We start from the raw sequence: 23,262 nt of genomic DNA, 5'->3' as shown, positions 1-23,262 counted from the left end.
ATGGTCAATACGTTCAATCATCCCTGCAAGAGCGCCGCCGCGGCGGTTGCGCTAACGCTCGTTCTCGCGGGTTGTGCAGTCGGCCCGAACTTCAAGGCACCGGCGGCCCCCTCCGAGAGCGGCTATCTGAAGGACACGCTACCTGCCCAGGTGGGCAGCGCCGACGCGGGGGGCGCCCAGTCGCTCTCTGTGGACAGGGACATTCCGGCGCAATGGTGGACGCTGTTCCACTCGAAGCCGCTTGCCGACCTCGTCGATGAGTCGTTGAAGCACAACCCGAACATTGACGTCGCCCGAGCTGCACTGCGCGAGGCGAACGAGACAACCCGGTCTCAGGTTGGCGCGTACTTCCCGACTGTGACGGGGAGCTTCAACCCGACCAGGCAGCAAACGCCGGCAGTCCTGAGCAGTGCGGTGAATTCGGGTGCGTATATCTACGCGCTACATACCGCTCAGTTGAACATCTCGTATACGCCCGATGTATTCGGACTGAACCGGCGCACGGTGGAATCGCTCGATGCTCAGGCCGAGTCGCAGCGGTTCCAACTGGAAGCCGCGAAGCTCTCGCTCGCGTCGAATGTGGTCGTTGCCGCGATTCAGGAAGCGTCTCTGCGCGCGCAGATCGATTCCACACACCGGCTGATCGAACTGCAACGCAACGTGCTCGACTCGTACAAGCGCGAGGTCGTGCTTGGTCAGGAAAACGAAATCGACGTGCTGACGCAGGAAGCCCAGCTCGCCCAGAACGAGGCTGCGCTGCCGCCGCTCGAGAAGCAGCTCGCGCAGCAGCGCGACCTGTTGACCGCGTTGGCGGGCCGTTTGTCGGCCGAGGAGATCGAGGCGACGTTCTCGCTCGACAGCCTGCAGTTGCCGGCCGATCTGCCCGTTAGCCTGCCTTCGAAGCTCGTCGCGCAGCGGCCCGATATCCGCGCCGCCGAGGCCGAGCTGCATTCGGCGAGTGCCGAGGTGGGCGTAGCAATTGCGAACCGCCTGCCGAACCTGGCGATCACGGGTTCCTATGGCACGGCCGCAGCGACTATCGGTACGCTGTTCACGCCGGGCTCCAGCCTGTGGACGATTGCCGGCGACCTGACTGCGCCGGTCTTCGACGCGGGCACGCTCAAGCATCGTCAGCGCGCCGCGGAAGCAGCCTATGACCAGGCGGAGGCACAGTACCGCGCGACAGTCGTGACGGCGTTCCAGAACGTTGCCGACTCGCTGCATGCAATCGCATCGGATGCAGAAGCTTTGCGTACTGCCCAGAACGCGGAGCGGGCGGCAAAGCACTCGCTCGATATTGCGCAGAAGCAGTTACTGCTCGGGGATGTCGGCAGTCTGGTCGTGATCAACGCGGAGCAGACATGGTTGCAGGCTCGGCTCAACACGATCAACGCGCAGGCAAACCGGCTGAGTGATTCTGCGGCGCTCCTGCAGGCGCTGGGCGGCGGCTGGTGGAACGACCCGGAGAACGGGAAGGTCATGGAAGGCGACAAGGCTGCAGCAGCCAGCACGGCGACTGCGTCGTAGAGCACCGCGAAGTGCCGGTTTCCCGGCACGGCACATTCATTCCCCTGGGGCAGCCGCGGGCTTGCGGGCAGCGTGCGGCCCTTCATCTATCGAACCGGGAAAGACTCATGAAGATCAATTTGTACGTCGCGGCCATTTTGCTTGCCGTGACGATGACTTGCCACGCAGCCGGCACCATGGCCGGGGGCGGTGCCCATGCGCCGGCGGGGCAACCCGGCGCGGCTCAGCATACGCGCCCGAAGATGCATCACGCCAGGTAAGCAAGATAGCCGGATGATCCGATGAAACCGACGTCATGGCATGCCGCATGGTCGCCTCGCGTGCCCGAATCAACGCGGGTGCGCGTGCAGCGGGCGCTCGAGCGTTTGCCGGGGCCCGGCGGAAGCCGTGCCCCGGGCTACCGCGACCGGGTTTTCTCCGCAATTCGTGACGTCGCGCACGCGTGGGGTGGGAGGTGCCTCGCGTCAGGCTACGAAGGATACGGCGTTCCGCTCGAATTCGAGTGCGCGGCGGGACATCGGTTTCACACCGTGATTCAAGGGCTGAGAGCGGGTCATTGGTGCAGAACGTGCGCTCACGAGCGCGCCGCCGTCTATTCGCTGGGAGACGCGCATGCGCTTGCGGCAAGGCATGGGGGCGAGTGCCTTTCGACACACTACGAAAATAGCCACAGCAGACTGCGCTGGCGTTGCAACGCAGGGCATACATGGCTTGCGAGCCTCGATGGCGTTGCGCGGGGTTACTGGTGCAGAGCTTGTTATCTTGACAGCACCAAACCCCAGCAGGAGGAGATTGACAGGACAGCAGCGGAGCGTGGCGGCGGTTGCTTGTCGGCTTATGTCGATCGGGACACAGCGCTGGAATGGCAATGCGAGGAGGGCCACCGCTGGTCTGCGCCATGGTTCCGTGTGAAGAAAGGGCAGTGGTGTCGGCAATGCGCAGTCAAAGCAAGAACACGTACGATTGAGCAGATGCAGGAACTCGCGCAATCGCGCGGTGGCCGTTGCCTTTCAACGGTGTATCCCGGGCCGCACGGCAAGATCGAATGGGAGTGCTCGCTGCAACATGTCTGGTTAGCTTCGGTCAACAGCGTCTGGCGCGGCAGTTGGTGCCCCGAGTGCGCGAGGATGGAACGAAGACGCAGTCAGGAGTAGCCGAGCTGATTGTGGCGCTGCACACCAACTGCGAGTCCCAGAGACAACGTCATGGAAAAGGGAAGGCGCTAGTTCGGTCCACACCTCAATGCGTCACGAGTCCATTGAACTGTGCATTCCCCGCACCTGCAGCGATATTGATGCCGATATTCCCGCTCGCGCCGGCAAGCGCACCCGCTCCGAGTCGAGCGATAGCGCTACCGCCGGTCATATGCGCGACAGCGTGTGTGTTCTGTTGCGTGACGATTTCCGCTTGAGGCGTGGCGACCAGTGCGATCTGATTGGCCTGCGCGTTGAGCGCACCCGCAGCCAGGTTCACGCCAATGTTGCCGCTAGCGCTTCGCAACACGTCCGTTTCCACGTAAGCAGATGCCGTGTCGAGCTTTGCACGGCCCCCTATGTTCTGCAGTGCGATCAGATTCGCCGATGCAAAGACGACTGCACTGTCGTCCTCGGGCGATGCGGTCGAATTTCCGGCAAACGTCGACGTGGCACCTGCACATGCCGTGGCCCAGATAACGGCGGCGATTAACAAGTGGACTTTCATCAGCGGCTCCTCAACGTGTCTGAATAACACGGATAGCCGCGATATCGACCAACGCCAGGCAAGTTTAAGAGAGGGTTTTCCCGGGCCGCCTGCTTGTCATTTGGCAGACAAATTCCCAATAGCAGATGAAAATAGCCTCATCGTCCATGAGGACCCGCAGGCTGACATCATCGACGACGAACTGCGGGAACCTTGTTTGTGCTCAAGACCGGCATTCGCGCGTGCGCAGATGGCACACATACCCACGCTATCTCATGCCATCACCGCGCCGGCAGCACATCCCCTTCCCAAACGCTTTCGTCCTTCAGACCAATCCCCGTGAGTTTTCGGGTGCGAGCCGCATCGAGCAAATGCGCGAGCTTGAACGCGGCCGCGTCATAGCCCAGCCCTTCGGGACGCACATTGGAAATGCAGTTGCGCTGCGCATCGCTGCACCCGGTCGCTGGGCGATAGGTCAGGTACACACCCAGGCTCGCCGGCGAGCTCAGTCCCGGCCGTTCGCCAATCAGCACCGCCACCATGCCTGCCTGCATCAATTCGCCGATGGGGTCGCCGATGGCAACCCTCGCCTGCGTCGCGACAACAATCGGGCCGATTTGCCAGCCTTGCAGTCGCGCAATCGTTCGCTCGATTAGTGGGATGGCGTGCAGCGCCACAGCGCTCGACGATAACCCGTCGGCAACGACAAATACCAGTTCGGGCCGGGATTCCGAAGCCCTGCCATGATCCGAAAGCCGGGCCGTGCTTTTTGAATCGAGCCTGCGTCCGAGATCCGGGCGACGCAAGTACTGCTCGCGGCTTTGTGCAGCACTGCTTACTTCGATCGAATCGAGTGCCCGGCTGTCGAGCTCGCACTTGAGCGCTGCCGTATCGAGCGGTGTATGCACGGCGTCGCGTGCCTGCGCATGCGCCAGATTGAAGGCGAGCAGTGCTTCGGTAGGCAGACTGGCGCCCGCGCGCCCGAGTGCGATTCGCGCAGCGGTGAAGCGGCGCAACGCCTTCCACGGATCTTCCGGGGCGGTCTGCACCGGCGCGGCATCCGCCATATCGTCCTTCATGGTTCGATCCAGTTGAGCAGCAAGGGACTACGCGACGCATCCTGAATCTGCCCGAGCGCGTTCGTGATCCGCATCGTTTCGAGCCAGGTTTCGAACTCCGGTGCGCGCTTGAGGCCGAGCACGCGCCGTGCATAGAGCGCATCGTGGAACGACGTGCTCTGGTAGTTCAGCATGATGTCGTCCGCGCCGGGAACGCCCATGATGAAGTTGACATTGGCAGTGCAAAGTAGCGTGAGCAGCGTGTCCATGTCGTCCTGATCGGCTTCGGCATGGTTCGTATAGCAGATGTCGCAACCCATGGGGACGCCGAGCAGTTTCCCGCAGAAATGGTCTTCAAGGCCGGCCCTGATGATCTGCTTGCCGTCGTAGAGATATTCCGGCCCGATGAAGCCGACCACGGTGTTGGTCAGGAACGGATTGAACCGGCGCGCAACCGCATAGGCGCGCGCCTCGCAAGTCTGCTGATCGACGCCATGATGCGCATTCGCGGAGAGCGCGCTGCCTTGCCCCGTTTCGAAATACATCAGGTTTTCGCCCACCGTTCCGCGCTTGAGCGAACGGCCCGCGTCGTATGCTTCGGCGAGCAGCGATAGCGATACCCCGAATCCCGCATTCGCTTTTTCGGTGCCCGCGATCGACTGGAAGATCAGATCGACCGGCGCGCCGTTCTCGATTGCCGCAAGCGTATTCGTGACATGCGTCAGCACGCAGGTTTGCGTCGGCACATCGTAGGCACGGCGGAACTCGTCCGTCATGCGCAGGAGTGCCGTAATCGCCGCAAGCGAGTCGGATGCGGGGTTAATGCCGATCATCGCGTCGCCGCAGCCATACATCAGCCCGTCGATCATGGAGGCGGCGATGCCCTTCACGTCGTCGGTGGGGTGGTTCGGCTGCAAGCGGACCGAGAGATGGCCCGGCAGTCCGACCGTGTTGCGAAAGCGCGTAACTACGGGGCGTTTTTTCGCAGCCAGGATCAGATCCTGGTTGCGCATCAGCTTCGAGACCGCGGCCACCATCTCGGGCGTGAGGCCCGCGGCCACGCGAACGAGCGCCGCCGTGTCGGTGGTGTCGGCGAGCAGCCAGTTGCGAAAGTCGCCAACGGTCAGATGGGAGATTTCCGCAAAGGCTTTTGCCGAATGCGTATCGATGATGAGGCGTGTGACCTCGTCGATTTCGTAGGGAATCAGCGCTTCGTTCAGAAACGCCGAGAGCGGCACCTGCGCGAGCGCCATCTTTGCCGCCGCGCGCTCCTGCTCCGAGGCGGCGGCGACGCCGGCGAGTTCGTCGCCGGAGCGGCGCGGGCTTGCCTTGGCGAGCAGCGCGGCGAGTCCGTCAAAATGGTAGCGGTTTGCGCCTATCGTTTCGCAAAAGTTCATGCCTTGACCTTGCCGGCAAGTGGAAAGGCATCATGAAGCGGGTCGGGTAGCGCTGCGCGAACGCCCGGGCGCAGGGCCGCTTGAACAGGACCGTGGGCATGCCAGGCGAGCGCCTCTGATCGACGGGCATCGCGCCTTGTTCGGCGAGTCCACCAAAGAATATCACGTCGACATTTTTTTCTTCACAGTCGCGAGGATCGCGCGGAAATCGACTGCCTTGTCGCTTGTAAAATCGCGATTGGCGCTGTCCCAAGGCGGTTTTCCGGGCCGGATGAGAGGCGGTTCGTTACTAGCGGCCCTGAGACGGTGCGCGTAGCTCCACAGTCCCGCGGCTACGGCTACGGCTACGGCGCCGGCCAGGCCGTAGGCCGCCCGTTCCCGGCCGCGCGACTGGCGCCCATCGGTGAGCGCGTCATGGTCAGCACGACCGCCGCTCCCGCCAGAAGCAAAAGACCGGCGATACCGAAAGCCCAGTCGTAGGTTCCCGTGGAGGCCACCACGTAGCCGGTAGCAATGGGCGCAATCATTCCAAAAACATTCCCGCCGACGACGACAAACGCCATCGCTTTTGCCACGTCGCGCGAGTCCGGCAGCAGGTCGTTCAACAGTGCAAAGTTGAGCGACGTCGTCGACGCAATGCCGGCGAGCGTGACGGAAAAGACCAGAAGCAATCCGACGAGGCTTGAAATGAACGGGACAGCCAGTATCGTCGAGCCGGTCAACATCGCAAGCGCCACGGCATTGCGGCGCCGCCCGGTCCCAACGCCGCCTTTCTTGAGGTACTGGTCGCTCAATCGCCCGACCAGGATGCACAACAAGACCGAAACGGCATACGGCACCGCTGCAAAAAGGCCGGTATGCGCAATATCCAGGTGGCGGGTTGTCTGGAGGTAGCTCGGCAACCAGGTCAGAAAGAGGTACTGCGTATAGACGTTGCAGCCCTGGGTAACGGCCAGGCCCCAGAGCGTGCGCGAGCGCATCAGGGCCAGCAAGCCCATGGCACCGTCCGGGGGAGTCGCATGCGCTACCGGCACCGTATTCCGTTCGCGCAAGATTTTCTCGCGTTCATGCGGTTCGAGCCAACGAGCCTTCTCGGGATCGCTAAAAAAGACGAGCCAGGCGGCCAGCCAGGCGAATCCTATGGCGCCCGCAATCACGAAGGAAAGCCTCCAGCCAAAGGCCGCGACGAGCGCGCCAAGCAGTACCGAGCAGATTGCCGGCCCCGCATACGACCCGCTGTTGAACATGGAAGTGACCATTCCGCGCTCGCTTGCCGGAATCCACTGCCGGATGACCTTCGCGCCGACCGGATTGCTGGTCGACTCGCCCGCACCCATCACCAGCCGCGCGGCAATGAGCCCGGCGAAGCTTCCCGCCGCTGCGGTCAACGCGGTCGCAGCCGACCACACGAATATGCCGACGCTCGCCATGCGCCGCGTTCCGAACCGGTCGACCAGAAAGCCCATCGGCAACAGGAACACTGTGTAACTCCACACGAACGACGAAAACAGATATCCCATGCCGATCGAGGTCAGTTTGAATTCGCTTGCGATAGGCCGGGCCGCGATTGAAAGCGCGACCCGGTCCATGTAGTTGATCATCGAAAGCGCGAAAAGAAAGAGGGCTATCCAGCCTCGGCGATACGACATGGTTGTCTCCGTATATTGGAATCGGCAGCGGGTTTGTGTCGCGGCCACTATTAAGCATTTTGTGATAACAAAACGCAATAAGAGGCAAAAAAAGGCGGCCGCCGAGGCCGCCACCGTGCAACCGTTACGGCGAAACGTCGGCCGTGAAAATTTCACGGGCGTGAACCTTGGCGCGCCGCGCGCCTTCAATGTGATCGCGGAGCAAGGAGGCCGCCCGCAAAAGATCCTGACGGGCAATCGCCCCGAGTATCTCGAGATGCTCGATAGCCTGCTCCTGCCGGGGTTTGCGCGCTTTGGCCTGGCGATACTCGACGAGCCGGCGCAGCCTGTCCATCCGCCGCACCGACTGCGCGATGAACCGGTTGCCGGACCATTTCGCGATCGTTTCGTGAAACTCGCTGTTTGCCTCGAAAAGCTCAACCGAGTTCATGGTGAGATAGCCGCTCTCGGCAATGAACCGTTGGCGCCGGCGCAGCCCTTCCAGTTCGACGCTGTCCGCGCGGAACGTCGGCGCAAGGACGCCGGTAGGCTCGATGGCAGCGCGAAACAGGTAGCTTTCGTCATAGGCTTCGACCGAGTCGATCATCGGCATGAACTGCCAGCCGTGACCCACTTGCCGTTCGAGCCATCCCTCCTCCTGCATGCGCGAAAGCACCCGCCGAAGCTCGCTGCGCGACACCTCGTACTGGCGCATCAGGTCGGCTTCGCCGATGACATCGGGCAGTCGCCGCGCCAACCGGTCCTCCGCGATCTTCAGATAAAGCGGGTCGTCGGGTTCGAGGAAGAACTGCTCGGCGACGTCGGTGACTTCACGGGCCGGTTTTGCCATGAAAAACCCGCGGTTGGCGTCGTGATAGACGACGCCGAGCGAGACAAGGTGGTGCAGTGCCGCGTTCACCGGCGTGCGCGACGTGCCGATCTTCTCGGCCAGTGCGGACTCGGCGAGGCGGTCGTCCATCGCCAGGTCTTCCCGGCGAGCAAGGGCCAGGATTTCACGCGCCACGCGCGTTTGCAGCGGAGTCAAAGCCGCGTTTTCAGCAGACGAATCCATGTCGGTTACGAGTAGAGCACGGTCAGTCACGATCGCCGGAGGTGGCGAAGCATCTGAAAGACCTGTTTCCAATTTTGCCATCGTCTGCCTCGTGGATTCAGTCCGGGGATCTGCCCGATCAGGGTAATTACCTGGGCCGCCAGTATTTGCAAATTGCGTTTTATGATCATAAAATGCAAAAAAACGGAACGCAAGGCGCTCCGTCATCTCCTGGAGAAAACCCCATGCTTACCCCGCTTCCAAACCAGACCGTGGCGTTCGCCAGCGTCGCTAGCGCCTTGAGCGCCATCGACCCCGGCGCGCTCGCACGCATGCCGTACAGCGTGCGGGTGTTCGCCGAGAACATCGTTCGGCAACAACCGGCGACCGACGCGGCACGCTATCTGTCGATGCTCGCGCAGCGCCGCCACGACGTCGACTTTCCGTACTACCCGGCCCGCGTGGTGTTGCAGGATTTGCTGGGTACCCCGGCGCTCGTCGATCTCGCCGGCATGCGCGATGCCATTGCCGAAAGCGGCGGCGACCCGCGCGCGATCAACCCCGTCGTGCCCACGCAACTGGTGGTGGATCACTCGCTGAATGTCGAGATCGACGGCAGCGATCCGCAGGCCATGGCGAAGAACATGGCGATCGAGCAGCAGAAGAACGCGGAGCGCTTCGAGTTCCTTGCCTGGTGCAAACAGGCGTTCTCGAATCTGGATGTCCTGATGCCCGGCAACGGCATCCTGCATCAGGTGAACATCGAGCATCTTTCACCCGTGGTCCAGGTGAGGGATGGGGTTGCATTTCCGGACACGCTGGTCGGAACCGACAGCCACACGACCATGATCAACGCGATTGGCGTGCTGGGCTGGGGTGTCGGCGGCATCGAGGCCGAATCGGTCATGCTCGGGCGCGCGGTGTGGCTGCGCCTGCCGACCATCGTGGGCGTCGAACTCAAGGGGCGGCGGCAGCCCGGAGTCACCGCGACCGATCTTGTGCTCGCCATCACCGAGTTCCTGCGGCAAGAGAAGGTGGTGGGCACGATCATCGAATTTCACGGCGAGGGTGCGCGTGCCATGACGCTCAGCGACCGCGCGACCATTTCGAACATGGCGCCGGAATTCGGCGCAACCGCCGCACTCTTTGCGATCGACGAAAAGACGCTCGACTTCATGCGCCTCACCGGCCGCGCCGAAGCGCAGATCGCACTGACCCGGGAATACGCGAAAGCACAAGGTCTCTGGGCCGACGACCTCGCCGACGCCCAATACGACCGCGTCCTTTCGTTCGACCTGTCGAACATCGGCCGCGCGCTCGCGGGGCCGGCAAACCCTCACGATCGCGTGCCGCTGTCGAGCCTGATTTCGAAAGGGATCGCGAAACCGCAACGGCACGCCGAAGCCGCCGCGGCAACGAGCGCGGGCCAGCTCTCCAACGGGTCGATCGTCATTGCGGCCATCACGAGTTGCACCAATACGTCGAATCCTCGCAACATGATCGCAGCGGGCCTGCTTGCGAAGAAAGCAGTCGGGCGGGGTCTGCAGCGCAAGCCCTGGGTGAAGACGTCGCTTGCGCCGGGGTCGAAGCCGGTCGAAAGCTATCTGCGCGCCGCCAACCTGATGGCGCCGCTCGAGTCGCTGGGATTCGGCATCATCGGATTCGGCTGCACGTCGTGCAACGGCATGTCGGGCCCGCTGCCCAAGCCCATCGAGGACGAGATCGTGAGCCGCGATGTGCATACGGTCGCGGTCCTCTCCGGCAACCGCAACTTCAACGGGCGGATTCATCCGCGCGTGAAGGAAGCGTTTCTGGCTTCGCCGCCGCTCGTGGTTGCCTACGCGATTGCCGGCACGATCGACATCGATATCGAGCACGCCCAGCTCGGCGTCGACCAGGCGGGCAAACCCGTCTATCTGGGCGACCTCTGGCCGGCTGACGAGGAGATCGACGACCTTCTCAAGGAAAGCATTCGCGGCGAGGAATACGTTCGCATCTACGCCGCGATGTTCCGCAAGAGCGCGCAGCTCGAAGGCGAGGACACCGTACCGGCCCAGTTCCCGTGGCGCGAGGACAGCGACTACATTCGCCGGCCGCCATACTGGCAGACAACCCTCACGCAGGCGGCCCGGTTCGGTGCCATGCGCGCCATCGGCGTATTCGGCGACAACGTGACAACCGACGATCTTTCCCCTTCGGGTGCCATTCTTCCCGAAAGCGCCGCCGGCGAATACCTGATCTCGCACGGCGTCGAGCCTGCCGGGTTCAATTCGTACGGCACGCGACGCGGCGATCACAAGGTCGCCATTCGCGCGACCTTCGCCAACAACCGCCTGCGCAACGAGATGGCCGGCGAAGCTGAGGGATCGCTCACGCGATTCGAGCCGGAGGGGCAGGTGATGCGCCTCTTCGATGCCGCCGAGCGCTATATGGCACAGGGTCAGGAATTGATCGTCGTGGCCGGCAAGAACTACGGATCCGGTTCGTCGCGCGACTGGGCCGCCAAGGGTGTACGGCTGATCGGCGTGCGCGCCGTGGTGTGCGAAAACTTCGAGCGCATCCACCGCTCGAATCTGGTCGGCATGGGCGTGCTGCCGCTGGAATTCATGGAAGGCGTGAATCGCAAAAGCCTTCGGATCGACGGTTCGGAGTGGTTCGCCGTCGAAGGCCTTGGGGAACGCGTTACGCCATTGATGCCCCTTACCCTGACCATCACGCGCAAGACGGGTGAGATTGTCAGCGCGCCGGTGCGATGCCGTATCGACACCGAAGAGGAGGCCGAGATTTTCATGGCCGGCGGTCTGCTGCCGCGGATCGCAGACGAGCGGCGCAAGGCCGCCTGATCATGGCACGTACTTTCGCCTACGTCGGGTGCCGCACGACGCGCGAGCGTCATGCCCGCGGCACCGGCATTGCCGTGTACGAGGTGAGCCCGGCCGGCGCGTGGCAGCTTCAGCAAACGCTCGAGCCACTGGTCAATCCGACCTTTCTTGCGCTCGACCGTCGGCGAGGCGCACTTTATACGGTCCACGGCGACGGCGATGCCGTTAGTGCATTCCGGATCGAGCCTCAAACCGGGCGGCTGAGCGTACTCAACAGCCAACCGTGCGCGGGCCGTAATCCCGTGCACCTGGACTTTACGCGTGACGGTAACGCGCTGGCGATCGCCGGCTATGCGAGTGGCACGGCAACGCTGATTCCGCTCGCCCAGGATGGTTCGCTCCAGCGCGCTCAGGCACCCGTAACGTTCAACGGCGAACCCGGTTCCCATCGCGTCGAGCAGGTGTCTTCGCATCCGCACTACATCGCGCGATATGTGACACGGCGATTCGATACCGACTGGCATATTGTGCCTGACAAGGGTCTCGACACCGTGTTCGCCGTGCGCTGGCTGGAGGGCGGACGGGCCATCGTACAGGCCGCGCGCACGCGCGAAGGTGCCGGCCCGCGGCACGCGGCGTTTCACCCCGGGTTGCCGCTCGTCTACGTCGTCAACGAACTCGATTCGACCGTTACGACGTGGTCGTTCGACCCCGTCACCGGGGAACTGGAAGCACTGCATACCGTATCGACGATCCCGCCGAACCATCACGCGTTCACGCGTGCGGCCGGGATCGTGGTGTCGTCCGATGGCCGCGGGCTTTACGTGACCAACCGCGGCCACGACACGATCGCGACGTTTCAGATCGACCTGTCGACGGGACTGCCCCGAGATGTGCACTGGGTGTCTACGGGCGGCCACTGTCCACGCTTTCTCTGCATCGCCCCGGACGCGCGCACGTTGTACGTGGCGAACGAAAACTCGCACACGATCGCGCAGTTCGAGCTGGACGCGCATACCCATCAACCCGTTGCTACCGGGCGACTCGTCAAGACAGGCAGCCCGGTGAGCATCGTATTCGGAATCACGGAGGACTGACTCATGGCGCAGCACCGCATCAACGCTACCTACATGCGTGGTGGCACGAGCAAAGGCGTTTTCTTCCGCTCGGACGAGCTTCCCGCCGATCCGCGGCAGCGCGACGCAATCCTGCTGCGTGTCGCCGGCAGCCCTGATCCGTATGAAAAACAGATCGACGGAATGGGCGGCGCGACGTCGAGCACGAGCAAGGTCGTGATCGTCGGGCCGTCGTCGCGGCCGGACTGCGACGTGGACTATCTGTTCGGCGCCGTTTCCATCAGCGAACCCGTCATCGACTGGTCCGGCAATTGCGGCAATCTCACTTCAGCAGTCGGACCGTTTGCGATTGCACAGGGATTCGTTAGTGCACCTGAGAATGGTATGGCAATCGTGCGTATCTGGCAGGCCAACATAAACGCGACGATCATCGCTCATGTCCCGATGCAAGACGGTCAGGTTCAGGAGGAGGGCGATTTCGAACTCGACGGCGTCACCTTCCCGGCCGCCGAAATTCGCCTCGAATTCCTCGACCCGGGTAGCAGCGAAGACGGAGAGCAGGCTTCGGGCGGCATGTTCCCGACAGGTCGGGCAATCGACCAACTGGATGTGCCTGGGTACGGGACCTGCCAGGTGACGATGATCAACGCAGGCAACCCGGCTATTTTTGTCGACGCAGGCGCGCTTGGCCTGAAGGGCAACGAGTTGCAGGGTGAAGTCAACAGCGACGCCGGGTTGCTCGCGAAGTGCGAAGCGATCCGGGCGCACGCGGCGGTACGAATGGGCCTCGGTGCGACGCCCGAGGAAGTCACGTCCAGGCGGCCTCATACGCCGAAGCTCGCGTTCGTGTCGCTGCCCGAGGCCTATATCGCGTCGAGCGGGAAGCGGGTCGATCCCCGGTCGGTGGACATCAATGCGCGGATTCTGTCGATGGGCAAGCTCCACCATGCCATGACGGGGACGGGGGCGGTCGCACTGGCCGTGGCGGGCGCGATTCCCGGCACCGTCGTCAGCCGGCTTCTGAATGGCAGCGTTGCTGACCCGCTTCGCTTCGGGCACCCGTCCGGGACGATGACGGTAGGCGCCGAAGCCGTGTTGCGCGAGGGTTCGTGGACCGTGACGAAAGCGATCATGAGTCGCAGTGCACGCCGGCTCATGGAAGGTGTCGTTTTCGTACCGTCCGCTAGCGTCCGTTAGCGCGGTCGATAAGCGCGGTCGATAAGCGCGGTCGATGGCGAACAGGGCGATTCCGTTCCCGCCGTCACAACGAGATTCAAGTGCGGCCAAAGAGCCGGCGCGAGCCTTTCACCATGGAGACGAAGCATGGAGCATGCAGACGAACTTTCTTCAACCACCGGGAACACCACCCGCACGCCGTTCTGGCCATATGGCTGGTGGGCGATTGTGGAGTTGCGTATCGGGATCATTCCGCTGCCGGTTTACCTGTTGCTGCTCGGTCTCGTCGCGGCATTCGTTCTGACTGGAAAGGTGCCGGGTGAAATCTCCATGGCGATCGCCGTACTCGTGCTATGCGGCTTCACCTGCGCGGAGCTTGGAAAGCGTCTGCCCGTGCTGAAAAAGATCGGTGCCGGGGCCATCGTGGCAACCTTCCTGCCGTCCTTTCTGGCTTTCTATCACCTGCTGCCTTTGAAGCTGCTTGACATGGTGAACAACTTCACCCATGTCAGCAACTTCATGTATTTGTTCATCGCGTCGATCATTGTGGGCAGCATTTTCAGCATGGATAGACAAGTCCTGCTACGTGGCTTCGCCAAAATATTCCTCCCGCTTGCCGCCGGCTCGCTTGTCGCCGCGGTCGCAGGCACGGTGGTCGGCAGCCTGCTCGGACTGGGTATAAAACATACGCTGCTTTATATCGTCATTCCCATTATGGCGGGTGGCGTGGGCGAGGGCGCGATTCCGCTCTCCGTCGGGTATGGAGAGATCCTGAATGTCCCGCAGGGGACCATCTTTGCGCAGGTACTGCCCGCAGTCATGATTGGCAGTCTGTGTGCGATCCTCTTTTCCGGCATGCTCAACTGGCTGGGGGAGAAGCAACCGCATCTCACCGGAAACGGCATGCTGCAGCCGGAGTCCGACCTGCAAGGGGAACGTCTCCCCGACGATGAAATTCCCGCCGCGCCAGACGTCAATACCGTGGCGGCCGCAGCGATCACCGCAATTTCGCTTTATCTCGTGGGACTCCTCTGCCATCGGTTGATCGGTTTGCCGGCACCTGTCGCCATGCTGTTCGTAGCGGTCTTCATCAAGGTGGGGCGCTTCGTTTCCCCCAATCTTCAGGGCGGCGCGAGGATTGTCTACCAGTTCTTCTCCACAGCCGTCACCTATCCGCTGCTGTTCGCAATCGGTACTTCAATGACGCCGTGGAACAAGCTGGTGGCCGCAATCAACATTCCGAACGTCGTAACGATTGCGAGCACTGTCGCAGCACTGATGGCCACCGGTTTCGTGGTGGGGCGCTGGCTCAAGATGTATCCCATCGATGCGGCGATCGTGAACGCCTGCCACAGCGGGCAGGGCGGCACAGGCGACGTAGCTATCCTTACCGCGTGCGACCGGATGAGCCTGATGCCGTTCGCCCAGATCGCCACGCGCATCGGCGGCGCACTGACCGTGACAGGCACGCTGCTTGTGCTTGCCCATTTTCATTGAAGCCACTTCGGGGGAGTCCGATGTCCACCATTTATGTAACGCCCGAGGCGCTCGCTCAACTGACCCCAACTGGTCCGCTGCGCGCAGCGATCAATTTTGGAAACCCTATCCTCGCGAAACGCGATTCATCGACCGGCGTGCCCGCGGGTGTTTCCGTTGACCTCGCTCACCGACTCGCCGCATTGCTGAGCGTACCGCTGCAACTCGTGCTCTATGACGCAGCGGGAGAAGTCGTCGCGGGATGCGAGCGGGGCGAGTGGGACGTCGCGTTTGTTGCGCGCGACCCGCTTCGTGGCAAAGGTATCGAGCAAACTGCGCCGTACGTTCTCATTGAAGGGGCTTACCTTGTGCCGGAAGATTCTCCCATCCGGTCGAACGATGAGGTCGACGCAGCGGGCATACGCGTTGTGGTCGGTAAGGGAAGTGCCTACGATCTCTTTCTCACTCGCACGCTTCGCCACGCTACGATTCTTCGCGCGACGACCTCGCCGGAGGTCGTCCCCATGATGTGTGCGCAATCGTGCGAAGTGGCTGCTGGAGTGCGTCAGCAGCTGGAAGAAGATGCGCGGCGATTGACCGGACTGAGAATGCTGCCGGGGCGTTTCATGGTAATCGAGCAGGCCATGGGAACGCCAAAGGGAAGACCCGCCGCTGCGCGCCTGCTTGCGGACTTCGTCGCCGACGTGCTCGAGACAGGATTCGTCAAGACGGCTCTGGAGCGGCATCACATTGCCGGCGCGAGCGTTGCCGGGTAACGGCATCGGAGATGAGAGCTTCTTCGAATTCGATTCCGGCTGCCTCGTATTGAGGCACTGAAACGGTTCGGCTATTCGCTGGCGGACATCAAGGCCAGCCTCGACGATCAACTGGCTGGCGTTCCGCTCCAGCTTTTGCAGCGCCAGATCAAGGCGCTCGACGCGCTTGCGAATCGCGCCGACGGACTGCATATCGGTGCGACACCCGCACGTCTCGCGCTGGCAAGCGTCTGAAAGTACTTCGTGCGTTGCGCGACCCATTCACGCAATACGATCGCCGCGCTACGTAGTCGCGATTGCCTCCGCAACCGCGAGAAACGTTTGCACAATGCCCCGCTTGCGCTGGCTGTGAAGACAAACTACCGAATCGACATTGCAGCCGCGTAACTCCTCAACCGGAATGGCAACGGTTCGCGTACCCTCGGGAATCTCGCGCTCGAGCACGAATCCTATGCCGAGGCCTTGTCTGACCGCTTCCACAACAGCCTCTCGACTACCTAGTCTCATGGCCGTCGGGAGCGAAATTTTCGCGCGTCGCAAGGCTTCGTCAACGAGCCGCTGAGTATTGGAGCCCGCCTCCCGCCGGATCACGGAATACACCCCGAGATCGGCAAGAGACACGCTTTTGCGCTTCGCGAGCGGGTGGCGCCTGGGCACGAGAACCCGCATGTCCTGCAGTGCGACGGGAATCGACGCCACACGGGAATCGCTTTTGGCATTGCCGATGATAGCCGCGTCGACGCGATACGCGAGCAGATCGTCCCAAACCTCGCGCTGGCTTCCGAACGAGACCGACAGTTCGATGTCCGGATACTGCGCACGAAAAGCGGCCACCACTTGAAGCACCACTTGCGGGCCATCGGCGGCGAGTTTGAGGCTTCCGTGCCGGAACAGCGTCGCCTGGCTCACCATGTCTTCGATCTGCTCTTCCACCGAAAACATCTGCCGGGTCAATTCGAAGAGCGGCTTCGCGGCATCGGTTAGAGAAGCGCCTTCGGCGGTGCGGACGAAGAGCGCCTGCCTGCAATCCTCTTCGAGATTGCGAATCTGCGTCGTAATGGCGGGTTGTGTCAGACCCAGAAGGTTCGCTGCCCTGGAGAAGCTGCCTTCTCGGGCGACAGCGTCGAATGCCCTGAGCTGGAAATAGCGCATTGCCACCGCGAACCTCGACCCATAAATATCGATGTGAAAATATAGCATCGATATTAATTTGACTGTCGGACGGGCCACGCGATACGCTCAATGTTGTTGGCACTGGCGACTACTTGCGCTAACCGATGCGCGGCTCCGACCGCCCGCATCAGCCCCAAATACGCACCGTGATTCACAACGAGCAACCCGCAATGAGCAAAGAGATCGACTACCTCAATCCCGCACTGCCCCGCGGCCTCCGGCGAGTGGTCATGCCCGTGATCGACGCGACGCCGGAAACGCTGACTGGCTATGGAACGCTTGTGAGCGACCCGGCAGAATGCCAGATCGAAATCGTGCAGTGGCCGGCCGTGGGCTCAAGGCCCATCGACCCGGGAACGGGTAACGAGGCGGGTACGACCGAAGGCACATTTGTCAGCGAATGGCGCGGGGACGTCCTGTACGGTCGAAACGAAGCGGTAGGCGGCAACTATGTCCTCGCCTACGCCACGGAGCCAGGCGAGGCCCGCGAAGACAGCCAGGCGGTACCGCTACGCATGTTGCTTTGGCATGCGAACTATCATCCCGACGGCGGTCAACTGTTCTTCCCGCTTGATCGCCGCCCGTTCTACGTTCCTCTGGCATTGCCCGGCGACGACATTACGCCGGAAAAATTCGTCTGCTTCCGCTTCGACGGTGGGCAGGGCCTCTACATTCACCCGAACATCTGGCATGAAGGCGTGTTCGCCCTGGAAGGAACCCAGCGATTCTTCGACAAACAAGGCGCTGTTCATGCCCGCGTCTCAGTCGAATTTGCGCATGAGTTTGGCTGCCTGCTGGAAGCTCCCATTGCCCGCGATGCGCAGCACGTTGTGCCGTAAGTCGTCCTGCCTCGGCTCTTTACCCGAACCGGACGCAATACACCGGCGGCAAATGCGCGGAGACCAGATGCCAGCTCTCGCCGCCATCGTCGGAGGTCCATAGGCCACCGGTGGTCGATCCCATCGCGAGGCGCGTGCCGGAATCGTCGATAGCGAGTCCGTGCCGATACACGAGGTCATACGCCGGTGCCGCCGGCAGCCCTTTCGAGAAGCGCTCGAACGTGCGGCCTCCATCGCGTGTCCGCGTGACGACAAACTGGCCATCGACCGGAATGCGGTACTGGTCCTTTATGGCGGGCACGAACCACGCGGTATCCGGCTCGTGCGGATGCACGGCCACCGCGAAGCCGAAACTCGATGGCTGCGCTTCGATCCGTTGCCAACGCTCAGAGCCGTTGGTTGAGCGGAAGATGCCGCAGTGATGCTGCGCCCACAGCACCTCGGGATTGGCCGCGCATTGCACGATGCGGTGAGGGTCTTGCGCATTGGGCTCGCCGCGCTGCTCCGGGGGCATATAGTCGGCCTCCATGCCGTCTGCGCTCAGGCGCCAGCTTGCACCCCCATCGGCCGTTTGCCAGACGCCGCCGCACGATACGCCCACCGTCACGTGCCGGCTGTCGCGCGGATCGACCATCACGGAATGGATGCCCGGCGCGTCGTAGCCGCCCCCCATCCATGCGCGGCGCTCCGGGCGATCCCAGAGCGCGCGGTTGAGCACCCAGGTGTCGCCGCCATCGCCAGAGCGGAAGAGGCCGCCGGGGATCGTGCCGGCCCACAAGACGCCCGGTTCGTCCGGGCCGCCGGTTTCGAGCGACCAGATTTGCTGAAGCGTCCACGGCGCGGGGTTGGGGGCATCAGCCTGCGCGGCGTCCGTGCTGCCGTTGGCCGGTGTTGCATCGTCGGGCTGCGGCGGGTAGACGGGGACCGCGCACTCTTCCCAAGCCCCAGCGCCTTTGTGCCGGCGATGCAGCTTCACGCCGAAGTGGCCGAGATTGAGCGCGGCATACAGCGATCCGTCGCGCGGATCGGGCAGCACCATGCTCACGGGCTCGCCTGTGAAATGCGGTTCGCCGAGGGTCCAGCCCCCCGCGCCATGGGCTTGCAGAACGAACAATCCCTTGCGGGTCCCAACCAGCAATCGGTCGCTCATGTCGCGTGTCTCCTCCGTCTCTGTCTGCGAGTGGCGCCTCGTTATCCGCCCGAGAGCGCCTGGATGACGTGAACCTGGCTGCGTTCGCCCAGGGCATCGGACAGGTGTTGCCTGTCGTGCACCGGCCGGCCATCGACAAACACCGCGAGATGTTTGCGCAGCGCGCCCTGATCGTCGAGGATGTAGCCCCGCAAGCGAGGCTGCGCGGCGAACACGGCTTCGAGTGCTTCGCCTAGCGTGTGCGCGTCGATCTCGCGCTCGGGCGTCGCGACGTGCCGTTGAATCGAGGCGGCGAAGTGGATGCGCGGCATGGCAAGGTCATCGAGCAGGATGGATCCGTCGATTCTGAAGTGTAGACGATTCGCCGTGGGCGTCAGGCGCCTTGCTGCGTATCGTCCGGCGCCACACCCAATTCCGCCGCAAGCCGTTCCACCAGCGCGCGCAGGCGCGCCACCTCGCCGGCCAGGCGTTCATGGTCGTCACGCAACGTCTCGAACTCCGCGAACGACACACCGTTGCCCGCAACCGGCTCGCTGCCGCTGCCCGCCAACTCGGCGGCGCTGCTTTCCACCTCGCCGCACAGCAGATGCATCCATCGATTCTCGCGCGCGCCGGGCGCGCGCGGCAGCTTCACCACGAGCGGCGGCTCGCGCTCGGCCAGTTCTGCGAGGAAAGCCTCGACCGAGGACACATCGGCGAATCCGTGCAGCCGTGCCGAGTTCAACCGCAGTTCGGCCGCCGTCTGCGCCCCGCGCAGCATGATGACCGTGAGGAGTGCGACCGCCTGGGCCGGAATGCCCAGCACGCGGTTCAGGTTGTGCTCGAAACGCGGCACGCGGCTGCTGCTGCCCTCGAATACGAGACTCAGGTGCTTGAGGTCTTCGATCGTCCCGAGCACTTCGGTTTCGCTCGCGTTCATCACCGGCGTGCGCGCGGTCTTCTGGTTGCAGCCCGACGTGAGCGCGTTGAGCGAGAGCGGGTAGGTATCGGGCACCGTGTGCTGTTTCTCGGCCAGCACGCCCAGGATGCGTGCTTCGAGTTGCGTGAGCGCGCGCAGCGTGCGCGGCGAGGCGCTATCGGCAGAAGAGTTCATGTTCAACCCGGTCGTCGGAAATCGTTCGTGGGGGGAGATCATACGCGCATTGCGTAGCCCCCCGGGCGGCAATTTTCTGACCGGATCGATTGCGTCAAACGCCTTCGCGTTCCTTGAGGCGCTTGCGGTGCGCCGCGACCTTCGCGCGGTTGCCGCACAGCGCCATGCTGCACCAGCGGCGCGCGTGGCCACGCGTATGGTCGGCGAACAGCAAGGTGCAGCGGTGGCCTTCGCACGCCTTCACGTGCGTGAAGTCTTCTTCGCAAACCAGCCTGGCCATGGCTTCGGCGATGGGCAGCAGCAAGGCGTCCAGCGATGGCCAGCGGCGCACCGTGCGCAGTTGCAGGCCATGCAGGGCGTCGGGCGCGGCCGCAACGATGGCGTCGTGGCGCGCGTCGCCTTCGAGGAGGAGGTTGAGCGGTTCGAGCGCTTCCAGATCGTGGGCGGCGAGCCGCTGGCCTTTGTGCGCCCGCACGAATTCCCGGAACCACTCGCGCAGTTCGCGGGCGCGCGCGGCCACTGCGTCGAGTTCGGCGGGCGTGGCCTGCTCGCGCATCTGCGTCAGCACGGCCGCCGGCACGAGATCCGCCTGCGCAAGCCAGGCAAGCAATCCCTCCCCATCGGCCAGCCAATCCACGGGTTCGTCCACGGGCGTTGCCACCGAGTTGAGGAAATCGAGGCCCAATGCATCGGCCACGAATATCGCGGGGTTCTGGCGGTAGTCCATTACAGGCGCCAACTGAAGTGAAGTTGGGATAAATGTAACCGTTAAAAATGTTCTTGACAAGTTACCCATGCGATAAGTAACCTTCAAACATATATTTTAGAGGTTACAAAGACAAAGGCAGGTGCACGGCGAGACGGGTTTCCGGACGTCCCACACCTGACCACTTTCCCAGGAGGAATCAAACATGGCATCTGAAAACGTAAGCGTGGTGCTGGCGCACGGCGCCTGGGCGGACGGTTCGAGCTGGAGCAAGGTGATAGGCCGTTTGAACGCGGTCGGCATCCCGGCTGTGGCGGCGCCGCTGCCGCTCACGTCGTTCGGCGACGACGTCGCTGCGGTTACGCGGGTGATCGCGCGGACGGTCGAACGCACGCCGGGCCCCGTCGTGCTGGCGGGCCACGCCTACGCAGGCGCGGTGATCGGCGCGGTGCGCCACGAGGCGGTTCGCGCGCTGGTCTACGCCGCCGCGCTGGCACCCGACGAAGGCGAAACGGTGGCCGACGTGTTCTACCGCGGCGAGACGCATCCGCTGGCGCCGAAGCTCGCACCCGACAGCGAGGGCTGGATCTGGCTGCCCCACGAGGCGTTTGCCGCGGCTTTTGCGCAAGACGCGGCCCCCGAGGAACTCGCGGTGCTGGCCGCCGTGCAGCGCCCGATAGCGGCGGCGTGCATCGGCGAGCCCGTGGGGCGCCCGCTGTGGCACGAACTGCCCACGTGGTACCTGGTGGCCGGCCAGGACCGCATGATCGACCCGGCTACGCAGCACTTCATGGCGCGCCGCATGAATGCGAACGTGCGCACCTACGACGCGGATCACACGCCCCTCGTGACCGCCCCCGACGCCGTGGCGCAGGTGATTGTCGAGGCGGTGCGCGCGGCCGCCGCCCAGTGAATGAATGCCTGACTGATTCGCCCTTCAAGGAGAGAGAGCATGTCCGCCGTTTCTTACCGCAATGCCGATGTCGATGGTTTCAACGTGTTTTATCGCGAGGCCGGTCGTGCCGATGCGCCGAAGTTGCTGCTGCTGCATGGTTTCCCGAGTTCCGGCCATATGTTTCGCGATCTGCTTCCGAAGCTGGCCGACCGCTTTCATATCGTGGCGCCGGACCTGCCCGGATTCGGACAGTCGGATATGCCCTCGCGCGATCGTTTTGCTTACACGTTCGACAACATCGCGAAGGTGATCGAGCGCTTCACCGAGGTGATCGGATTCGACCGCTACGCGGTTTACGTGTTCGATTACGGCGCGCCCACGGGATTTCGTTTGGCTGTTAGTCATCCTGAACGTATTGCCGCGATCATTTCGCAAAACGGCAACGCCTACGAAGAGGGGTTGAGCGACGGCTGGAACCCTATCCGCGCGTACTGGGAAGCGCCGACCGAAGCGAACCGCCAGGCGCTGCGCGCGATGCTCACGCCGGAAACGACGAAGTGGCAGTATACGCACGGCGTACCCGACGCGACGCGCGTCTCGCCGGACGGCTATACGCTCGACGACTACTATCTCGCGCGTCCAGGCGCCGATGAAATCCAGCTCGACCTCTTTGGCGACTATCGTAACAATGTGGCACGGTATCCCGCATTCCAGCAGTATTTCCGCACGCATCAACCGCCGTTCCTGGCAGTGTGGGGCAAGCACGATCCGTTCTTCCTGCCCGCCGGTGCGGAGGCATTCAAGCGCGACCTGCCCCAGGCCGTCGTGCGCTTCTTCGATACCGGCCATTTCGCGCTCGAAACGCACGCAGCGGAAATTGCCGAAGCCATTGCGGCATTCCTTGCCCGTTGACTGTGCGCCGCGCGCCAGGCGCGAGCCCCATTCCATTCACGACATGGAGAAAACGATGTCCACGAAAGTAGCAATCGTCACGGGTGCGAGCCAGGGGATCGGCCGCTCCACAGCCGTCCGGCTTGCGCGCGATTTTGGCGCGATCGCGCTCGTTGCGCGCAACCGCGCGAACCTCGATGAGACCGCCGAAGAGGTGCAGCGCGCGGGTGCGCAGGCGCTCGTGATCGACCTCGATCTGGGCGACGCGGCCGCGGCCCGGCAAGTGGTGGACCGCACGCTCGCGGCGTTCGGCCGGATCGACGCGCTGCTCAACATTGCGGGCGCGGTGCCGCAGATCGATGTGTTCGAGATGAGCGACGAAGAGTGGGACCGCGGGCTCGCCTTGAAGCTGCACGGCGCGCGTCGTCTCACGGTGGCCGCGTGGCCTTCGCTGAAGGCGGTTTCGGGGTCGGTCGTGCTGATGTCCGGCAATTCGGCGCTGTTTCCCAAGGCGCCTTACGCGGCGGTGGGCACGATCAACGCAGCGATTGTGGCGTTGGCCAAAGCGTTTTCGGATCGCGGCATTGCGGACGGCGTGCAGGTCAACAGCGTGCTGCCGGGGGCGGTGATGACGGGCCGGCGGCGCAGCTACCTCGAACATTGGGCGCCGCTGCACGACATGACAGTGGAAGAGGCCACCGCAAAATTCCCGGCGGAAGCGGGGATTGCGCGCTACGGTACGCCCGAGGAAATCGCCGAGCTGATGGCGTTCGTGGTATCGCCCGCGGCACACTGGATGACGGGCACGACGCTGCGCATGGATGGCGGGGAAGTGAAGTCGGTGTGAG

General features: G+C 63.3%; 22 protein-coding genes and 1 pseudogene. 12 read left to right on the top strand and 11 right to left on the bottom strand.

Features of this window, described 5'->3' with window-relative positions; all coding sequences use genetic code 11:
* The 3 genes from BFE01S_RS38415 (at position 1) to BFE01S_RS46730 (ending at position 2,681) form a co-directional block, all read left to right on the top strand.
* Positions 1 to 1,527, top strand: coding sequence for an efflux transporter outer membrane subunit (locus tag BFE01S_RS38415; RefSeq protein WP_042337534.1), 1,527 nt, complete (start codon positions 1 to 3; stop codon positions 1,525 to 1,527).
* A gap of 107 nt (positions 1,528 to 1,634) precedes the next feature.
* Positions 1,635 to 1,787 (top strand): hypothetical protein, encoded by a 153-nt coding sequence (locus BFE01S_RS44215; RefSeq protein WP_156966989.1) that lies wholly within the window; start codon positions 1,635 to 1,637, stop codon positions 1,785 to 1,787.
* A gap of 21 nt (positions 1,788 to 1,808) precedes the next feature.
* The gene (locus BFE01S_RS46730) at positions 1,809 to 2,681 is read left to right on the top strand and encodes a zinc-ribbon domain-containing protein (RefSeq protein WP_456088836.1); all 873 of its coding nucleotides are present in this window, start codon (positions 1,809 to 1,811) and stop codon (positions 2,679 to 2,681) included.
* 85 nt (positions 2,682 to 2,766) lie between these two features.
* Here the strand turns inward: BFE01S_RS46730 and BFE01S_RS41880 are convergent, their stop codons facing one another.
* The 6 genes and pseudogenes from BFE01S_RS41880 to BFE01S_RS38400 all read right to left on the bottom strand — a co-directional run bounded on the left by BFE01S_RS41880 (position 2,767) and on the right by BFE01S_RS38400 (position 8,443).
* Entirely contained in the window at positions 2,767 to 3,228 is a 462-nt protein-coding gene (locus BFE01S_RS41880) for a hypothetical protein (RefSeq protein ID WP_052420866.1), read from the bottom strand.
* Positions 3,229 to 3,488: 260 nt separating this feature from the next.
* Complete coding sequence (eutC, locus tag BFE01S_RS12240) at positions 3,489 to 4,274, bottom strand: ethanolamine ammonia-lyase subunit EutC (protein ID WP_028225747.1); 786 nt, start codon at positions 4,272 to 4,274, stop codon at positions 3,489 to 3,491.
* Between the two features lie 8 nt (positions 4,275 to 4,282).
* Positions 4,283 to 5,662 carry an ethanolamine ammonia-lyase subunit EutB gene (locus BFE01S_RS12235; RefSeq protein ID WP_028225746.1) on the bottom strand — a complete coding sequence of 460 codons (1,380 nt, stop codon included), beginning with the start codon at positions 5,660 to 5,662 and terminating at the stop codon, positions 4,283 to 4,285.
* Positions 5,663 to 5,672: 10 nt separating this feature from the next.
* Positions 5,673 to 5,902: pseudogene (locus tag BFE01S_RS45785) on the bottom strand (branched-chain amino acid ABC transporter substrate-binding protein); the annotation flags it as partial.
* Between the two features lie 104 nt (positions 5,903 to 6,006).
* A complete protein-coding gene (locus tag BFE01S_RS38405; RefSeq protein ID WP_042337533.1) occupies positions 6,007 to 7,311 on the bottom strand; it encodes an MFS transporter in 1,305 nt (434 codons plus the stop codon).
* Positions 7,312 to 7,435: 124 nt separating this feature from the next.
* Positions 7,436 to 8,443, bottom strand: coding sequence for a GntR family transcriptional regulator (locus tag BFE01S_RS38400; protein ID WP_245621090.1), 1,008 nt, complete (start codon positions 8,441 to 8,443; stop codon positions 7,436 to 7,438).
* A 143-nt stretch (positions 8,444 to 8,586) separates the two neighbouring features.
* On the opposite strand from BFE01S_RS38400, the gene acnA reads away from it, so the two are divergent.
* From acnA to BFE01S_RS12200, 5 genes are all read left to right on the top strand, one after another.
* On the top strand, positions 8,587 to 11,184 hold the full coding sequence (gene acnA, locus BFE01S_RS12220; RefSeq protein ID WP_028225745.1) for an aconitate hydratase AcnA: 2,598 nt from the start codon (positions 8,587 to 8,589) through the stop codon (positions 11,182 to 11,184).
* Between the two features lie 2 nt (positions 11,185 to 11,186).
* On the top strand, positions 11,187 to 12,260 hold the full coding sequence (locus BFE01S_RS38395; RefSeq protein ID WP_042337531.1) for a lactonase family protein: 1,074 nt from the start codon (positions 11,187 to 11,189) through the stop codon (positions 12,258 to 12,260).
* 3 nt (positions 12,261 to 12,263) lie between these two features.
* Positions 12,264 to 13,436 (top strand): 2-methylaconitate cis-trans isomerase PrpF, encoded by a 1,173-nt coding sequence (gene prpF / locus BFE01S_RS12210; RefSeq protein WP_028225744.1) that lies wholly within the window; start codon positions 12,264 to 12,266, stop codon positions 13,434 to 13,436.
* A gap of 126 nt (positions 13,437 to 13,562) precedes the next feature.
* Entirely contained in the window at positions 13,563 to 14,912 is a 1,350-nt protein-coding gene (locus tag BFE01S_RS12205; protein ID WP_042337529.1) for a 2-hydroxycarboxylate transporter family protein, read from the top strand.
* Positions 14,913 to 14,941: 29 nt separating this feature from the next.
* Positions 14,942 to 15,667 carry an ABC transporter substrate-binding protein gene (locus BFE01S_RS12200; RefSeq protein ID WP_028225742.1) on the top strand — a complete coding sequence of 242 codons (726 nt, stop codon included), beginning with the start codon at positions 14,942 to 14,944 and terminating at the stop codon, positions 15,665 to 15,667.
* 282 nt (positions 15,668 to 15,949) lie between these two features.
* Here BFE01S_RS12200 and BFE01S_RS38390 read toward each other — a convergent pair whose 3' ends face one another.
* Positions 15,950 to 16,819: a LysR family transcriptional regulator gene (locus BFE01S_RS38390; protein WP_245621096.1), complete on the bottom strand. Its 870-nt coding sequence runs from the start codon at positions 16,817 to 16,819 to the stop codon at positions 15,950 to 15,952.
* Positions 16,820 to 17,010: 191 nt separating this feature from the next.
* On the opposite strand from BFE01S_RS38390, the gene BFE01S_RS12185 reads away from it, so the two are divergent.
* Positions 17,011 to 17,679, top strand: a complete 669-nt coding sequence (locus tag BFE01S_RS12185) for an ureidoglycolate lyase (RefSeq protein WP_028225741.1) — start codon at positions 17,011 to 17,013, stop codon at positions 17,677 to 17,679.
* Positions 17,680 to 17,698: 19 nt separating this feature from the next.
* On the opposite strand, the gene BFE01S_RS12180 is transcribed toward BFE01S_RS12185, so the two are convergent.
* The 4 genes from BFE01S_RS12180 to BFE01S_RS12165 all read right to left on the bottom strand — a co-directional run bounded on the left by BFE01S_RS12180 (position 17,699) and on the right by BFE01S_RS12165 (position 20,649).
* Complete coding sequence (locus BFE01S_RS12180) at positions 17,699 to 18,829, bottom strand: WD40/YVTN/BNR-like repeat-containing protein (RefSeq protein WP_028225740.1); 1,131 nt, start codon at positions 18,827 to 18,829, stop codon at positions 17,699 to 17,701.
* A gap of 41 nt (positions 18,830 to 18,870) precedes the next feature.
* Positions 18,871 to 19,140, bottom strand: a complete 270-nt coding sequence (locus BFE01S_RS12175) for a MoaD/ThiS family protein (protein ID WP_028225739.1) — start codon at positions 19,138 to 19,140, stop codon at positions 18,871 to 18,873.
* 62 nt (positions 19,141 to 19,202) lie between these two features.
* A complete protein-coding gene (locus BFE01S_RS12170) occupies positions 19,203 to 19,922 on the bottom strand; it encodes a YceH family protein (protein WP_028225738.1) in 720 nt (239 codons plus the stop codon).
* Positions 19,923 to 20,016: 94 nt separating this feature from the next.
* A complete protein-coding gene (locus tag BFE01S_RS12165; RefSeq protein WP_028225737.1) occupies positions 20,017 to 20,649 on the bottom strand; it encodes a CGNR zinc finger domain-containing protein in 633 nt (210 codons plus the stop codon).
* A 184-nt stretch (positions 20,650 to 20,833) separates the two neighbouring features.
* Here BFE01S_RS12165 and BFE01S_RS12160 point away from each other — a divergent pair, with 184 nt between their 5' ends.
* From BFE01S_RS12160 to BFE01S_RS12150, 3 genes are read left to right on the top strand one after another with little or no spacing between them, the layout of a single operon-like run.
* Positions 20,834 to 21,541 (top strand): alpha/beta fold hydrolase, encoded by a 708-nt coding sequence (locus BFE01S_RS12160; RefSeq protein ID WP_028225736.1) that lies wholly within the window; start codon positions 20,834 to 20,836, stop codon positions 21,539 to 21,541.
* 39 nt (positions 21,542 to 21,580) lie between these two features.
* Positions 21,581 to 22,435, top strand: coding sequence for an alpha/beta fold hydrolase (locus tag BFE01S_RS12155; protein WP_028225735.1), 855 nt, complete (start codon positions 21,581 to 21,583; stop codon positions 22,433 to 22,435).
* Between the two features lie 55 nt (positions 22,436 to 22,490).
* On the top strand, positions 22,491 to 23,261 hold the full coding sequence (locus tag BFE01S_RS12150; RefSeq protein WP_028225734.1) for an SDR family oxidoreductase: 771 nt from the start codon (positions 22,491 to 22,493) through the stop codon (positions 23,259 to 23,261).
* Position 23,262 lies beyond the last annotated feature (1 nt).

This window comes from Paraburkholderia ferrariae NBRC 106233 (genome assembly GCF_000685035.1).
Taxonomy (GTDB): Bacteria; Pseudomonadota; Gammaproteobacteria; order Burkholderiales; family Burkholderiaceae; genus Paraburkholderia; species Paraburkholderia ferrariae.
Note: the sequence above shows the minus strand (reverse complement) of the source record. Positions and strands in the feature narration are given on the sequence as shown.

What these genes read in the sequence shown, in the direction of transcription:
- BFE01S_RS38415 (WP_042337534.1), top strand. Translation starts at nt 1, where the DNA reads ATGGTCAATACGTTCAATCATCCCTGCAAGAGCGCCGCCGCGGCGGTT.
- BFE01S_RS44215 (WP_156966989.1), top strand. Translation starts at nt 1,635, where the DNA reads ATGAAGATCAATTTGTACGTCGCGGCCATTTTGCTTGCCGTGACGATG.
- BFE01S_RS46730 (WP_456088836.1), top strand. Translation starts at nt 1,809, where the DNA reads ATGAAACCGACGTCATGGCATGCCGCATGGTCGCCTCGCGTGCCCGAA.
- BFE01S_RS41880 (WP_052420866.1), bottom strand. Translation starts at nt 3,228, where the DNA reads ATGAAAGTCCACTTGTTAATCGCCGCCGTTATCTGGGCCACGGCATGT.
- eutC (WP_028225747.1), bottom strand. Translation starts at nt 4,274, where the DNA reads ATGGCGGATGCCGCGCCGGTGCAGACCGCCCCGGAAGATCCGTGGAAG.
- BFE01S_RS12235 (WP_028225746.1), bottom strand. Translation starts at nt 5,662, where the DNA reads ATGAACTTTTGCGAAACGATAGGCGCAAACCGCTACCATTTTGACGGA.
- BFE01S_RS38405 (WP_042337533.1), bottom strand. Translation starts at nt 7,311, where the DNA reads ATGTCGTATCGCCGAGGCTGGATAGCCCTCTTTCTTTTCGCGCTTTCG.
- BFE01S_RS38400 (WP_245621090.1), bottom strand. Translation starts at nt 8,443, where the DNA reads ATGGCAAAATTGGAAACAGGTCTTTCAGATGCTTCGCCACCTCCGGCG.
- acnA (WP_028225745.1), top strand. Translation starts at nt 8,587, where the DNA reads ATGCTTACCCCGCTTCCAAACCAGACCGTGGCGTTCGCCAGCGTCGCT.
- BFE01S_RS38395 (WP_042337531.1), top strand. Translation starts at nt 11,187, where the DNA reads ATGGCACGTACTTTCGCCTACGTCGGGTGCCGCACGACGCGCGAGCGT.
- prpF (WP_028225744.1), top strand. Translation starts at nt 12,264, where the DNA reads ATGGCGCAGCACCGCATCAACGCTACCTACATGCGTGGTGGCACGAGC.
- BFE01S_RS12205 (WP_042337529.1), top strand. Translation starts at nt 13,563, where the DNA reads ATGGAGCATGCAGACGAACTTTCTTCAACCACCGGGAACACCACCCGC.
- BFE01S_RS38390 (WP_245621096.1), bottom strand. Translation starts at nt 16,819, where the DNA reads ATGCGCTATTTCCAGCTCAGGGCATTCGACGCTGTCGCCCGAGAAGGC.
- BFE01S_RS12185 (WP_028225741.1), top strand. Translation starts at nt 17,011, where the DNA reads ATGAGCAAAGAGATCGACTACCTCAATCCCGCACTGCCCCGCGGCCTC.
- BFE01S_RS12180 (WP_028225740.1), bottom strand. Translation starts at nt 18,829, where the DNA reads ATGAGCGACCGATTGCTGGTTGGGACCCGCAAGGGATTGTTCGTTCTG.
- BFE01S_RS12175 (WP_028225739.1), bottom strand. Translation starts at nt 19,140, where the DNA reads ATGCCGCGCATCCACTTCGCCGCCTCGATTCAACGGCACGTCGCGACG.
- BFE01S_RS12170 (WP_028225738.1), bottom strand. Translation starts at nt 19,922, where the DNA reads ATGAACTCTTCTGCCGATAGCGCCTCGCCGCGCACGCTGCGCGCGCTC.
- BFE01S_RS12165 (WP_028225737.1), bottom strand. Translation starts at nt 20,649, where the DNA reads ATGGACTACCGCCAGAACCCCGCGATATTCGTGGCCGATGCATTGGGC.
- BFE01S_RS12160 (WP_028225736.1), top strand. Translation starts at nt 20,834, where the DNA reads ATGGCATCTGAAAACGTAAGCGTGGTGCTGGCGCACGGCGCCTGGGCG.
- BFE01S_RS12155 (WP_028225735.1), top strand. Translation starts at nt 21,581, where the DNA reads ATGTCCGCCGTTTCTTACCGCAATGCCGATGTCGATGGTTTCAACGTG.
- BFE01S_RS12150 (WP_028225734.1), top strand. Translation starts at nt 22,491, where the DNA reads ATGTCCACGAAAGTAGCAATCGTCACGGGTGCGAGCCAGGGGATCGGC.